The organism is Streptomyces sp. iso_384, assembly GCF_056172905.1.
Genome location: NZ_JBWBTT010000001.1, coordinates 4,480,645 through 4,492,467, shown reverse-complemented (window position 1 = coordinate 4,492,467; position 11,823 = coordinate 4,480,645). Strand labels below are relative to the sequence as shown.

12 protein-coding genes are annotated in these 11,823 nt (G+C 73.3%); 9 read left to right on the top strand and 3 right to left on the bottom strand.

Annotated elements, in window-relative coordinates; translation table 11 throughout:
• The first annotated feature begins 50 nt into the window (after positions 1–50).
• The 4 genes from AC0VY3_RS20175 (at position 51) to AC0VY3_RS20160 (ending at position 5,673) form a co-directional block, all read left to right on the top strand.
• On the top strand, positions 51–1,166 hold the full coding sequence (locus tag AC0VY3_RS20175) for a DUF6777 domain-containing protein (protein WP_103507065.1): 1,116 nt from the start codon (positions 51–53) through the stop codon (positions 1,164–1,166).
• A gap of 56 nt (positions 1,167–1,222) precedes the next feature.
• Entirely contained in the window at positions 1,223–3,286 is a 2,064-nt protein-coding gene (locus AC0VY3_RS20170; RefSeq protein ID WP_103507064.1) for a SpoIIE family protein phosphatase, read from the top strand.
• Between the two features lie 122 nt (positions 3,287–3,408).
• A complete protein-coding gene (locus AC0VY3_RS20165) occupies positions 3,409–4,776 on the top strand; it encodes a wax ester/triacylglycerol synthase family O-acyltransferase (RefSeq protein ID WP_475550201.1) in 1,368 nt (455 codons plus the stop codon).
• 36 nt (positions 4,777–4,812) lie between these two features.
• Positions 4,813–5,673 carry an Fpg/Nei family DNA glycosylase gene (locus AC0VY3_RS20160; RefSeq protein WP_103506919.1) on the top strand — a complete coding sequence of 287 codons (861 nt, stop codon included), beginning with the start codon at positions 4,813–4,815 and terminating at the stop codon, positions 5,671–5,673.
• Between the two features lie 48 nt (positions 5,674–5,721).
• On the opposite strand, the gene AC0VY3_RS20155 is transcribed toward AC0VY3_RS20160, so the two are convergent.
• Entirely contained in the window at positions 5,722–6,357 is a 636-nt protein-coding gene (locus tag AC0VY3_RS20155) for a zf-HC2 domain-containing protein (protein ID WP_475550200.1), read from the bottom strand.
• Between the two features lie 71 nt (positions 6,358–6,428).
• On the opposite strand from AC0VY3_RS20155, the gene AC0VY3_RS20150 reads away from it, so the two are divergent.
• The 4 genes from AC0VY3_RS20150 to AC0VY3_RS20135 all read left to right on the top strand — a co-directional run bounded on the left by AC0VY3_RS20150 (position 6,429) and on the right by AC0VY3_RS20135 (position 10,316).
• Complete coding sequence (locus AC0VY3_RS20150; protein ID WP_030088986.1) at positions 6,429–7,181, top strand: LytR/AlgR family response regulator transcription factor; 753 nt, start codon at positions 6,429–6,431, stop codon at positions 7,179–7,181.
• Between the two features lie 86 nt (positions 7,182–7,267).
• Positions 7,268–7,630, top strand: coding sequence for a hypothetical protein (locus AC0VY3_RS20145; RefSeq protein WP_030622898.1), 363 nt, complete (start codon positions 7,268–7,270; stop codon positions 7,628–7,630).
• On the top strand, positions 7,627–9,129 hold the full coding sequence (locus AC0VY3_RS20140; protein ID WP_242739301.1) for a sodium/solute symporter: 1,503 nt from the start codon (positions 7,627–7,629) through the stop codon (positions 9,127–9,129). Before AC0VY3_RS20145 ends, AC0VY3_RS20140 begins: the two co-directional genes overlap by 4 nt.
• Positions 9,126–10,316 carry a sensor histidine kinase gene (locus AC0VY3_RS20135; protein ID WP_103507232.1) on the top strand — a complete coding sequence of 397 codons (1,191 nt, stop codon included), beginning with the start codon at positions 9,126–9,128 and terminating at the stop codon, positions 10,314–10,316. The genes AC0VY3_RS20140 and AC0VY3_RS20135 overlap by 4 nt, the downstream gene beginning before the upstream one ends.
• A 33-nt stretch (positions 10,317–10,349) precedes the next feature.
• Here AC0VY3_RS20135 and AC0VY3_RS20130 read toward each other — a convergent pair whose 3' ends face one another.
• Positions 10,350–10,865, bottom strand: coding sequence for a hypothetical protein (locus tag AC0VY3_RS20130; RefSeq protein ID WP_103507231.1), 516 nt, complete (start codon positions 10,863–10,865; stop codon positions 10,350–10,352).
• A gap of 112 nt (positions 10,866–10,977) precedes the next feature.
• Between AC0VY3_RS20130 and AC0VY3_RS20125 the strand changes: the two genes are divergently transcribed.
• On the top strand, positions 10,978–11,175 hold the full coding sequence (locus AC0VY3_RS20125) for a zf-HC2 domain-containing protein (protein WP_103507230.1): 198 nt from the start codon (positions 10,978–10,980) through the stop codon (positions 11,173–11,175).
• On the opposite strand, the gene AC0VY3_RS20120 is transcribed toward AC0VY3_RS20125, so the two are convergent.
• Complete coding sequence (locus AC0VY3_RS20120; RefSeq protein WP_103507229.1) at positions 11,109–11,681, bottom strand: sigma-70 family RNA polymerase sigma factor; 573 nt, start codon at positions 11,679–11,681, stop codon at positions 11,109–11,111. The two genes, AC0VY3_RS20125 and AC0VY3_RS20120, sit on opposite strands and share 67 nt — an antisense overlap.
• Positions 11,682–11,823: the final 142 nt, after the last annotated feature.

Here is an 11,823-nt window from a genome sequence, read left to right as displayed (position 1 = left end):
GCACAGATGGTGACACCCATTCGTTCCTCAGGGACAGGCAGGAGAGCTCTGTGCGCTCACCAGGACGTTTCCGGCGTACCGCGCTCGCCGCGGTGTCCGCCGGAGTGCTGCTCGCCGTGGCCGGCTGCGACAACGGCGGTGACCGGACGGCCAAGGGCACCACGGGCACCGCCGAGGCCAAGGACGTCCTCCTCCAGTCGCTCGCGTCCCCGGGTCCAGGACCGTTCACCGCCTCCACGGCGCGGGCGACGGCCTCCGCTTCCCCCACCGGGGCACCGGACGCCGAACCGACCTCCGCCACCCGGACGGTCCATCCGGTCTCCGGCGCCGTCCCCGGGCTCTACGGCGGCACCCGTTCGGTCGCCGCCTGCGACGTCGAACAGCAGACGACCCTGCTGACCGACGACAAGGACAAGGCGAGCGCCTTCGCCGAGGCGGCGGGCGTCGAAGCCGTGCAGATCCCCGGCTATCTGAAGTCCCTCACCCCGGTCGTCCTGCGCGCCGACGCCCAGGTCACCAACCACGGCTACAGTGCCGGCTCGGCCACCGCCTTCCAGGCCGTGCTCCAGGCGGGCACCGCCGTCCTGGTCGACAGCCGGGGAATGCCCCGCGTCCGCTGCGCCTGCGGCAACCCGCTGGGCCCGCCCGTGGTCGCCGACGGAGAGGTCGCCCATCGCGGTGAGCGCTGGCCCGGCTACGACCCTGCGCGCATCCTCGCCATCGAGCCCGGCGTCAAGGCGGCCACCAGCCTCATCATCGTGAACGCCGACGACAACAGCTGGATCGAGCGGGCCATGGGCGACAGCGGTGGCCGCGACCGCGCGCCGGACGACCCGCCGCCGTTCGAGCCCGACGCCGAGCTGCTCTTCCCGTCGCCCGGCAGGCCCACCGAGTCCGCGCCCCCGGACTCGCCGCCGTCCGAACCGGCGCCCTCCGAGCCGCAGGCGCCGACGGACCCCGGCCCCGATGAGTCCTCCGACGACTTCGGCGACCCGCCGCCCGAGGAGCCATGGGACTACGAGGAGGGCGACCCGGACGTCGCGCCCGAGCCGACCCAGGTCTTCCCCGCCGAACCGGAGGAGCCCGTGGGGCCCGACGGGCTCATCGGGCCGGACGGGCCGGACGAGCCCATGGAGGCGGGCCTCGGCGACGTGTTCGCCGGCTGACCCGAGCGCCGTAGAACCAGTCGAAGAATCAGACAAATGGTGGCAGAGTGGCCGATATGGATGATCGGGTAGCGGGTGCCCTGTCACTCCCCGACGACTGGCCCGCCCACCCGGACCTCAGCCTCGCCCTGAACCGTATGGGCAGCTTCGACTGGGATCTCGACACCGGCCTCATGCACATGGACCAGGCCGCCCTGGGTGTGTTCGACCTGACCCCGGACGAGTACGACGACCGGCCGGCCTCGCTGTCGCCGCGCGTGCCCACGGACGAGGCCCAGCGGCTGGACGGGATGGTCTCGCACGCCCTGAAGAGCGGCCGCACCAACTACGGCGCGTACTTCCGCATCCTGCGGCGCGACGGCACCCTGCGCTGGACCCACACCCAGGGGTTCGTCCGTCGGGACGGGACCGGCCGCCCGCGCCGCATCATCGGAATCGTCCGCGACGCCACCCAGGAGCTGGCCGACTCCACCGCCCGGCGCGAGCTGGACGACGAGCGCCGCCAGCGCACCAGCCTGGTCGAGGGCACCACCGCCGCGCTGGCCCACGCCCGTACGGTCAAGGACGTCATCGCCGTCCTCAAGAACTCCCAGGGGCTTGCCCACCTGGGAGCCACCAGCCTCGTCATGGGCCTGCTGGAGTCCGGCCGCATCCACCTCGTGGCCGACGGCCCCGAAGGCGCGTACGTCCCCGGCACCCGGTACACCCGGGTGGACGAGCAGTACCCGATGAGCGAAGTGGTCCGCACCCTGTCCCCGCGCTTCATCGAGTCCGCCGAGGACTTCGCCACCTCGTATCCGGTCCTGTGGCCCGACATCAGCCACCTCGGGATCACCTCCGCCGCCTATATGCCGCTGATCGCCCAGGCCCGCCCGATCGGCGCGCTCGGCCTCCTCTACCGGGACAAGGCGGGCTTCACCGCCGACGAGCGCAACCTGCTGATGGCGCTCGGCACCTCGATCGCCCAGAGCCTCCAGCGCGCCATGCTCTACGAACAGGAGCATGACCTCGCCGAGGGCCTTCAGCAGGCGATGCTGCCGCGCCGGATCCCGTCCGTGCCCGGGGCGCAGGTCGCCGTCCGCTACCGCTCGGCCCGCCTCGGCCGCGACATCGGCGGCGACTGGTACGACCTGATCCCGCTGCCCGGCGGCCGGGTCGGCGCCGTCATCGGGGACGTCCAGGGGCACGACACCCACGCCGCCGCAGTCATGGGGCAGCTCAGGATCGTCCTGCGCGCCTACGCCGCCGAGGGGCACAGTCCCGCCACGGTCATGGCGCGCGCCTCCGTCTTTCTCCATGAACTGGACACCGACCGCTTCGCCACCTGTACCTACGCCGAGGTGGACCTCACCACCGGCGTCGTCCAGGTGGTCCGCGCCGGACACGTCGACCCGCTGGTGCGGGACGTGGACGGGAGCTGCCGCAGGATGCCGTCCGACGGCGGCCTGCCGCTCGGCCTCTCGGCGGAGTTCGGCCGGCTGGAGTACCCGGTCTCCACCGTCGAGCTGGACCCCGGCCAGACGATGATCCTGTTCACCGACGGCCTGGTCGAGCTGCCGGGCTCCGACCTCGACGAGGGCATGCAGCTGCTCACCACCCTCGTCACCAACGGCCCCCACGACCTGCAGAAACTGGCCGACCAACTCTGCGACGCCGTCGACGGGCGCGGCGGCCAGGACGATGTCGCGGTCCTGCTGCTGCGCCGCCGCGCCGCGCACGCCCCGCAGCCCGGCGGCCGGCTCCAGCAGCACGTCGCCCAGAACGACCCCGAGGCGCTGAGCTCCTCCCGGCACATGATCCGCGCCGCGGTCCGGGCCTGGGGGGCGAAGGACCGGGCCGACGAGATCGAGCTCGCGGCCGACGAACTGATCACCAACGCGCTCATGCACACCGACGGCGGCGCGATCGTGACGATCCGGGTGCTCGCCGGAACCGAGCGCCGCCTGCGCGTCGACGTCGAGGACCGCTCCAGCGCGCTGCCACGGCGACGTGACGCCGGGGAGTCCGGGGTGTCGGGGCGCGGCCTCATGCTGGTCGACCGGCTGGCCGACGTCTGGGGCGTGGAGTCGCGGGGCAGCGGCAAATGCGTTTGGTGCGAGTTCCTCATCCCGGCCCGCTGAACCCCGCACGCCGGCGTAACAGTACGTAACATGTCTGTGCTTGACCGTAACCGACCGCAAAGGATTGACTGCGGGCACCGGCCGCACTCGGCCCTGCCGCCTTCGACGACATGAGGCCCCCGTTGGGTACCGAGCTACTCGCCCCGCTCGATCTTGCATTCTGGCACCTCGAATCGGACGCCCATCCGATGCACCTGGGCGCGCTCGCCGTCTTCGCCCCGGCGCCCGGCGCCGGTCCGGAACGGATCCTCGATCTGCTCGGGACCCGCGCCGCCGCGATCCCCCGGCTGCGCATGTGCGTACGGGACGTCCTGCTGCCGGTCGGCGGCAAGGCCTGGACGGTGGACAAGGGCTTCGACGTGCACCGGCACGTCGAACGCGTCGTCGTGGCCGACGGCGACTTCATGGCGGAGGCCACCCGGCTGGCCGGCGAACTGATGGAGCGACCGCTCGGGCGGGGCCTGCCGCCCTGGCGGATGTATCTCATCGGCGGGGCGGACGGCGGGCCCTTCGCCGTCCTGGTCAAGCTGCACCACGCCCTGGCCGACGGGATGCGGGCGGTCGCCATCGGGGCCGGGATCTTCGACGAGATCGCCGCCGTCACCAGCGCCCGCACCGTCGCCCGGGGCCGCCCCGCCGTCCCGCCCCGCTCCTGGCTGCCCGACCCCCGCGAAATGGCGGGCATGGCGCTCGGACGGATCGGCGAGGTCGGCCGGGCCCTCGGCGTGGGCGCCTCCGTCGTCCGCGCCGGCCGCCTCGACCTGTGGGGCCCGTCCGCCTTCACCGCGCCCTCCAGCGGCACCCGCCGCCTGGCCACCGCCGACCTCGACGCCGGAGACCTCCAGCGGATCCGGCGGGTCGAGGGCGGCACCGCCAACGACATCCTGCTCGCCGTCGTCGCCGGGGCGCTGCGCCGCTGGATGGCCGGGCGCGGCGAGGTGCTGCCCGCCGCCGACCCGCGCGCCCTGGTCCCCGTCTCCCGGCGGCGGCCCGGCGGTGCCGCCGCCTCCGGCAACCGGCTCTCCGCCTATCTGCTCGGCCTGCCGGTCACCGCGGCCGACCCGCGCGAGCGGCTCCGGGCGGTCCGGACCGCGATGGAGCGCAACAAGGCGGCCGGCCCGCTCAAGGGCGCCGGAGCCGTCGCCGTACTCGCCGACCAACTGCCACCGCTGGCCCACCGGTTCGGCGCACCGCTGGCCGCCAACGCGGCCCGGATGCTGTTCGACGTGCTGGTCACCAGCGTGCCGCTGCCCCGCTCCGCGCTCTCGCTGGGCGGCTGCCCGCTGACCGCCCTCTACCCCATGGCGCCGCTGGCCCGGGGCCAGTCCCTGGCGGTCGCCCTGTCCACCTACGGCGGGCGGGTGCATGTGGGCCTGGTGGCCGACGGCAAGGCGCTGCCTGATCTGGACCGGCTCGCCGAGGCCGTCGAGGAGGAGTTCACCGAGCTGCACGCCGTCGTCACCGGCACGGACCGCACGCCGGTGTCCTGACAGGCAGCCGCCGATGGGCTGCGGCAGTCTTGAGCCATGCCCGAACTGCCCGAAGTCGAAGCCCTGCGGGTCTTCCTCGACGACCATCTGGTCGGCAAGGAGATCGCCCGCGTCCTCCCGCTGGCGATCAGCGTCCTGAAGACGTACGACCCGCCGCTCTCCGCCCTGGACGGCAGGACCGTCACCTCGGTCGCCCGGCACGGCAAGTTCCTCGACATCGAAGCGGGCGGGCTCCACCTCTGCACCCACCTCGCCCGGGCCGGCTGGCTCCGCTGGAAGGACTCCTTTCCGGCCGCCCCGCCCCGCCCCGGCAAGGGGCCCCTCGCCCTGCGCCTGGTCACCGCGGACGGCGACGGCTTCGACCTGACCGAGATGGGCACCAAGAAGCGTCTCTCGGTCCACCTCGTCCACGACCCCATGGACGTCCCCGGCATCGCCCGCCTCGGCCCGGACCCCCTCGCCGACGCCTTCGACCGCGACGCGTTCGCCGCGCTGCTCGCGGGGGAGCGCCGCCAGATCAAGGGCGCGCTGCGCGACCAGTCGCTCATCGCGGGCATCGGCAACGCCTACAGCGACGAGATCCTGCACGTCGCGAAGATGTCCCCGTTCAAACGGACCGCCGACCTCGGCGAGGGCGACGTCGCCCGCCTCCACACGGCGCTGCGCACCACGCTGAAGGACGCCGTGGCCCGCTCCAGCGGGGTGGAGGCCGGAAAGCTCAAGGCCGAGAAGAAGAGCGGGATGCGGGTCCACGGACGTACCGGAGAAGCCTGCCCGGTCTGCGGGGACACCATCCTGGAGGTCTCCTTCAGCGACTCCTCGCTGCAGTACTGCCCGACCTGCCAGACCGGCGGAAAGCCGCTGGCGGACCGCAGGCTCTCCAAGTTCCTGAAGTGACCGCCCCGGCCCACCGCACTCTCAGCCACACCCCCCCGGCTCACCGGCTCACCGCGTCACCGTCACCAGCCGCCGCCCGCCCGCCGTCCGCACCTCGAAGTGGTCGATGCCCTCCGGCCGCAGCGCCGCCCCGCCCGACACCTCCACCGGCCCCTCGCCCGCGCCCCCGGCCGACCAGCTGCCCACCGTCTCCTCGCTGCCGTCCCGGCCCACCGCGACCAGCGCGCACACCCCCACCACCGGAACCCGCGCCACCTCCAGCGCCACCGCCGTCCCCCATTCGTGCCCCGCGGCCGTCACGACCGCCGCCACCCCCGACGCCCCGTCGCTCCCGGACCACCGCTGCACATCCGCCCCGTCCGCCGGGCCGCCCGAGACACCGGCCACCCACGCGGGACCGCCCACCGCCAGCACGACCGCGGCCGCCACCAGGGCGAGCCGCCGTCGCCCCGCCCTGCGCCGCGCGGTCGCCACCACGGCCGTCAGACGCTCCGCGAGACCGGGCCCCGGGGCCGCCGGCGGCCCCGCCACCGCCAGACCGTCCCGCACCCCGGCGAACTCCCGAGCCCGCTCACGGCAACCGGGACAGTCCCCCAGATGCTCCTCGAACCGGAAGGTGTCGGTGCTCCCGAGCACGCCCAGGGCATAGGCCCCCACCCGGATGTGGGGTTCGGTCGTCTGCATGTACTGCGGTACGGGAACAAGCCACACATCACTCAAGCCATCAGGCCCCCGAGCCCCTAAACTCCGGCCTCATGCTGCGCGTACTCGCCGTCGACGACGAACAACCCGCCCTGGAGGAACTCCTCTACCTCCTGCGCGCCGATCCCCGGGTCCGCAGCGCCGAGGGCGCCACCGGTGCGACCGAGGCACTGCGCCGCATCGGCGGCGCGGTGGACGCCGGCCCCGACGACCCGTCCGCCATCGACGTGGTCTTCCTCGACATCCACATGGCCGGACTCACCGGACTCGACGTCGCCCAGCTCCTCGCCGGATTCGCCGCGCCCCCGCTCATCGTCTTCGTCACCGCGCACGAGGGCTTCGCCGTCCACGCCTTCGACCTCAAGGCCGTCGACTACGTCCTCAAACCGGTCCGCCGCGAACGCCTCGCCGAGGCCGTCCGCCGGGTCGCCGAGCAGGTGGGGGACCGGTCCGCACCGGTCCACGACAGCGCGGGCGACCAGATCCCGGTCGAGCTCGGCGGCGTCATCCGCTTCATCCCGATCGACGAGATCGCGTACGCCGAGGCGCAAGGAGACTACGCCCGCCTGCACACCGCCGGCGGCAGCCATCTCGTCCGCATCCCGCTCACCACCCTGGAGGAGCGCTGGCGCTCGCGCGGCTTCGTCCGGATCCACCGCCGCCACCTCGTGGCGCTGAACCGGATCGACGAACTGCGCCTGGACGCGGGCAGCATGAGCGTGCGCATCGGCGAGGCCGAGCTCGCCGTCAGCCGCCGCCACACCCGCGCCCTTCGCGACCTCCTGATGCGCCAGGGCGGCCGCTGACCGAAGCCGTGAGGCCGCCGCTGACCTGGGGCGACCTTCCTCGTTCCCTTCCCAGCACCACCCGCCGACGCCTACACTCCGAGCCCATGTCCGCAGAGCCAACGCCCCGGCGCGAAGTGGTCACGGGGGAGCCGCGGCGGGTGCGCCCGCTGCCCCGCTACCGCACCCAGTCGGAGATCGACGAGCAGACGGCCCTCGGTGGTGCCTATGTGCGCTCGCTGATGCGCGGCCAGCTGCGCGCCGGGCTCACCGTCTTCGGCGTCCTCGCCCTCGTCGCGGGCACACTCCCGCTCCTCTTCGCCGCGCTGAACAGCTCCGCCCTGGTCTGGGCGGTCCTCGGCTTCGCCACCTACCCGCCGCTCACCCTCGCCGCCTGGTGGTACGTCCGCCGGGCCGAGCGCAACGAACGCGACTTCGCCCGGCTGGTGGAGGGCCGCCCCGCCCCGTGAGCACCCCCGACCACATGGCGTCCTGGGTGGCCGTCGCCCTCGTCGTCCTCGCCACCGTCCTCGTCGGCGGCTTCGGCCTGCGCATCTCCCGTACGACCTCCGACTTCTACGTCGCCTCCCGCACCGTCCGCCCCCGCCTCAACGCCGCCGCGATCAGCGGCGAATACCTCTCCGCCGCCTCCTTCCTCGGCGTCGCCGGGCTCGTCCTCGTCCACGGCCCCGACATGCTCTGGTACCCGGTGGGCTACACCGCCGGATATCTGGTGCTCCTGGTCTTCGTCGCCGCGCCGCTGCGCCGCTCCGGGGCGTACACCCTGCCGGACTTCGCCGAGGGCCGGCTCGAATCACGGCAGGTCCGCCGCCTGGTCAGCGCGCTGGTCGTGGGCGCGGGCTGGCTCTACCTCGTACCGCAGCTCCAGGGCGCCGGACTCACCCTCAAGATCCTCACCGGCGCACCCGGCTGGCTCGGCGACGTCCTGGTCGCTACGGTCGTGACCGCCGCCGTCGCGGCCGGCGGCATGCGCTCCATCACCTTCGTCCAGGTCTTCCAGTACTGGCTGAAGCTCACCGCCCTGCTGGTCCCGGCTCTCTTCCTGGTCCTCGCCTGGCAGGGCGACGGCCGGCCCCGGGTCAGCTTCGACGCCCAGCTCGCCGTCTTCCGTGCCGACCATCCGCTCTACGCGACGTACGGGCTGATCGTGGCGACCTTCCTCGGCACCATGGGCCTGCCGCATGTCGTCGTCCGCTTCTACACGAGCCCCAACGGCCGCGACGCCCGCCGCACCACCGTCGCCGTCCTCGCCCTGGTCGGCCTGTTCTATCTGCTGCCGCCGGTCTACGGGGCGCTCGGCCGGCTCTACACACCCGAACTGCGGTACGGGGGAGACGCGGACGCCGCCGTTCTGCTGCTGCCCGCCCGGGTCATCGGCGGACTCGGCGGCGATCTTCTCGGCGCGCTGATCGCCGGCGGGGCCTTCGCCGCGTTCCTGTCCACCGCCTCCGGGCTCACCATGGCGGTCGCCGGGGTCATCACCCAGGACGTGCTGCCCTCGCGCGGGGTACGGCACTTCCGGCTCGCCACCGTCCTCGCCATCGCCGTGCCGCTCGCCGGTTCCCTGCTGGTGAGCCGGGTGCCGGTGGCCGACGCGGTGGGCATGGCCTTCGCCGTCTCCGCTTCCTCCTTCTGCCCGCTGCTCGTCCTCGGCATCTGGTGGCGACGGCTCACCCCGCCCGGGGCCGTCGCGGGGCTCCTGCTCGGCGGCGGGTCCGCGCTCCTCGCGGTGGCCATCACCGTCAGCGGAGCCGTACGCCCACCGGGCTGGCCGCACGCCCTGCTCGCCTGGCCCGCCGTCTGGTCCGTCCCCGTAGGGTTCCTCGCGATGATCCTCGTCTCGCTCGCCACCCCGGGCCGGATACCTCCGGGCACCAACGCCGCCATGACCCGCTTCCACCTGCCCGAGGCCCTGACGTCGGCGCGCGGCACGGTGAGGGAACGATGACCGGGGCCGCGATCGCCGTCCTCGTCGTGCTGGTCGCGCTGCTGCTCGGCACCGGGTTCTGGCTGGGCCGCCGCACCGCCCGCCCGCTGCGTCCCAGCGACGTCGGCACGCCCGTCGAGCACGCCACGTTCGAGACCCTGCACACCGCGTCGCTGGCCGCTCCGCCGCTGCGGGCCGGGCTCACCGAGGAGAGCGCCCGGCGCTCCGCCCGCAGGCTGCGTTCCCTCCTCGGCACCGACGCCCTCTGCCTCACCGACCGGGAGCGGGTGCTGGTCTGGGACGGGGCCGGGCATCACCACGGCAAGGACGTGATGGAGCACCTGAAGGTGCTGCTGGACAACGGCCGGGGCACCGCCTTCGACAGTGGCTGCGCCGACCTGGACTGTCCGCTGCGCTGGGCCGTCGCCGTGCCGCTCACCGTGGAGAACCGGGTTCTGGGCGCGCTCGTCGCCTACGCCCCGCGCGAGTCGGCGGTGCTGGCCCGGGCGGCGGGGGAGGTGGCGCGCTGGGTCTGCGTCCAGTTGGAACTGGCCGAGCTGGACCGCTCCCGCACCCAGCTCATCGAGGCGGAGATCAAGGCCCTGCGGGCGCAGATCTCCCCGCACTTCATCTTCAACTCGCTCGCCGCCATCGCCTCGTTCGTCCGGACCGACCCCGAGGAGGCCCGCGAACTGCTGCTGGAATTCGCCGACTTCACCCGCTACTCGTTCCGCCGGCACGGGGAGTTCACCACGCTCGCGGACGAACTGCACTCCATCGACCAGTACTTGGCCCTCGTCCGCGCCCGCTTCGGTGAACGCCTCGCCGTGACCCTCCAGGTCGCCCCCGAGGTGCTGCCGGTCGCGTTGCCGTTCCTGTGCCTCCAGCCGCTGGTGGAGAACGCCGTGAAGCACGGCCTCGAAGGGGCGGTCACCCGCAGCCGGATCACCATCAGCGCCCTGGATGCGGGTTCGGAGGCCGAGGTGGTCATCGAGGACGACGGGACGGGCATGGACCCCGAGCGGCTGCGGCAGATCCTGCGCGGCGAGGGCGGTACGTCCACCGGCATCGGGCTGCTCAACGTGGACGAGCGGCTGCGCCAGGTCTACGGCGACGACTACGGCCTCGTCATCGAGACCGGTGTCGGAGCGGGCATGAAGATCACGCTGCGGCTGCCCAAGTACCGTGCGGGCGTGCACGGTTCCTGAGAACGGGGCGCAGGCTTCGAAAGGATGGGGCCGTCAGCACAGATGGACGGCCAGATGTCCCAGCGGCAGCCCCAGCTGCCAGGCGGGCGTCCAGACCCGGACCTCGCCCTCCTCCGCGGCATCGGCCGACGGCCCCCAGGAGGCGGGGCCGATCGCTTCCAGGTCCGCCGCGAGCAGTTCGGTCTCCTCCAGCCAGCGCCAGGTCGCCCGTGCCAGCGCCAGATCAAGATCGCCGGGCGCGGCGTACCGTCCTGCCTCCGCCAGCCGCTCGCAGACCCAGCTGCGCCAGGTGCACTCGTACGCCGTGAGCATCCGCAGTTCGTCGACCCGGCGTTCGGGCAGGGCCCGGGCGGCGGAGGTGTCCCCGGGGAACGCGCACAGGAACATCGTCAGCGCGAGCGCGTCGCGTCCGGCCCGGAACTCCAGCGTCGACGGTTCCATCAGATCGCCGGTCCGTAACAGCTCGTCGGCGATGTACTCGGTGGACAGCCAGGTCATCGGTACCTGGAGCCCGTTCCCGCCGGTCCCATCCGTATCCTCGGGACGCATCCCGTCTCGCCTCTTTCCGTGCTCGGTACCGGGCTTCACGCAGCATTGAACCGGGGGCGGGCGCCCCGCGTGGGCAGAAGGGGAGGATCGCCCAGGAGATACGAGGCTGTGAATGAGTGCCGACCCCGGCGACGACCCGCATGTGCGCCTGCTGCTGGGCGCGTACGTCCTGGACGCACTGGAGGCGGAGGAGGCCTGCCGGGTCGCCCGCCATCTCCAGGGCTGCGACGCCTGTACCCGGGTCTATGTGGAGGTGGCCGAGGCCTCCGCCCTGCTGGCGCTGCTCCGGGCCGAGGACCTGCGGGAGTAGCCGGGCAGGGTGCGGGAGAGGACCCGCAGGGCGTAGTACGAACGGGACTTGACGGTCCCGGCGGGGATGCCGAGCACCGTGGCCGTCTCGCCGACGCTCAGCCCGCGGAAGTAGATCTGCACCAGCACCGCGCGGTGCTCGGGGCTGAGGGTGCGGACCGCCTCGCGGACGTCCAGGGCGCGCACGGCACGGTCGGCGGTGTCCAGGGCGTCCGGGGTGCTCTCCAGCACCGTGGCGCTGACCTCGACCGGGCGGGCCTGGCGGGAGCGCCGCGCGTCGATGGCGAGGCGGCGGCCGACGGTGAACAGCCACGGCCGCATCGAGTCGTAGGGCGCGTCGAAGACCTCGGGATGCTGCCAGGCGCGTACGAGGGTCTCCTGCACCAGGTCCTCGGCCCGCTGCCGGTCCCCGAAGGTGAGGCCGAGGAGGAAGTGGAACAGGGCGGGGCCGTGTTCCCGCTGCAACTCCGCGAGGGTCCGCTCGTCGGTCGTCGTCGTGGTGTTCATGAACGTCCTCTCCCGCCGAGGCCCCTGACGGCCTCGTTGCCGACTGGCGTATCCGAACGCATTCGGCGGCGCGGGAACAGGCGGTGCACCGAGGCGTGCGACGAGCGGTCGCTCAGTGCGGCGAATGGTGCGGTGAACGGTC

Coding starts and splice junctions, on each gene's coding strand:
- AC0VY3_RS20170 (WP_103507064.1), top strand. CDS start 1,223: ATGGATGATCGGGTAGCGGGTGCCCTGTCACTCCCCGACGACTGGCCC.
- AC0VY3_RS20160 (WP_103506919.1), top strand. CDS start 4,813: ATGCCCGAACTGCCCGAAGTCGAAGCCCTGCGGGTCTTCCTCGACGAC.
- AC0VY3_RS20155 (WP_475550200.1), bottom strand. CDS start 6,357: ATGCAGACGACCGAACCCCACATCCGGGTGGGGGCCTATGCCCTGGGC.
- AC0VY3_RS20150 (WP_030088986.1), top strand. CDS start 6,429: ATGCTGCGCGTACTCGCCGTCGACGACGAACAACCCGCCCTGGAGGAA.
- AC0VY3_RS20145 (WP_030622898.1), top strand. CDS start 7,268: ATGTCCGCAGAGCCAACGCCCCGGCGCGAAGTGGTCACGGGGGAGCCG.
- AC0VY3_RS20135 (WP_103507232.1), top strand. CDS start 9,126: ATGACCGGGGCCGCGATCGCCGTCCTCGTCGTGCTGGTCGCGCTGCTG.
- AC0VY3_RS20130 (WP_103507231.1), bottom strand. CDS start 10,865: ATGCGTCCCGAGGATACGGATGGGACCGGCGGGAACGGGCTCCAGGTA.
- AC0VY3_RS20125 (WP_103507230.1), top strand. CDS start 10,978: ATGAGTGCCGACCCCGGCGACGACCCGCATGTGCGCCTGCTGCTGGGC.
- AC0VY3_RS20120 (WP_103507229.1), bottom strand. CDS start 11,681: ATGAACACCACGACGACGACCGACGAGCGGACCCTCGCGGAGTTGCAG.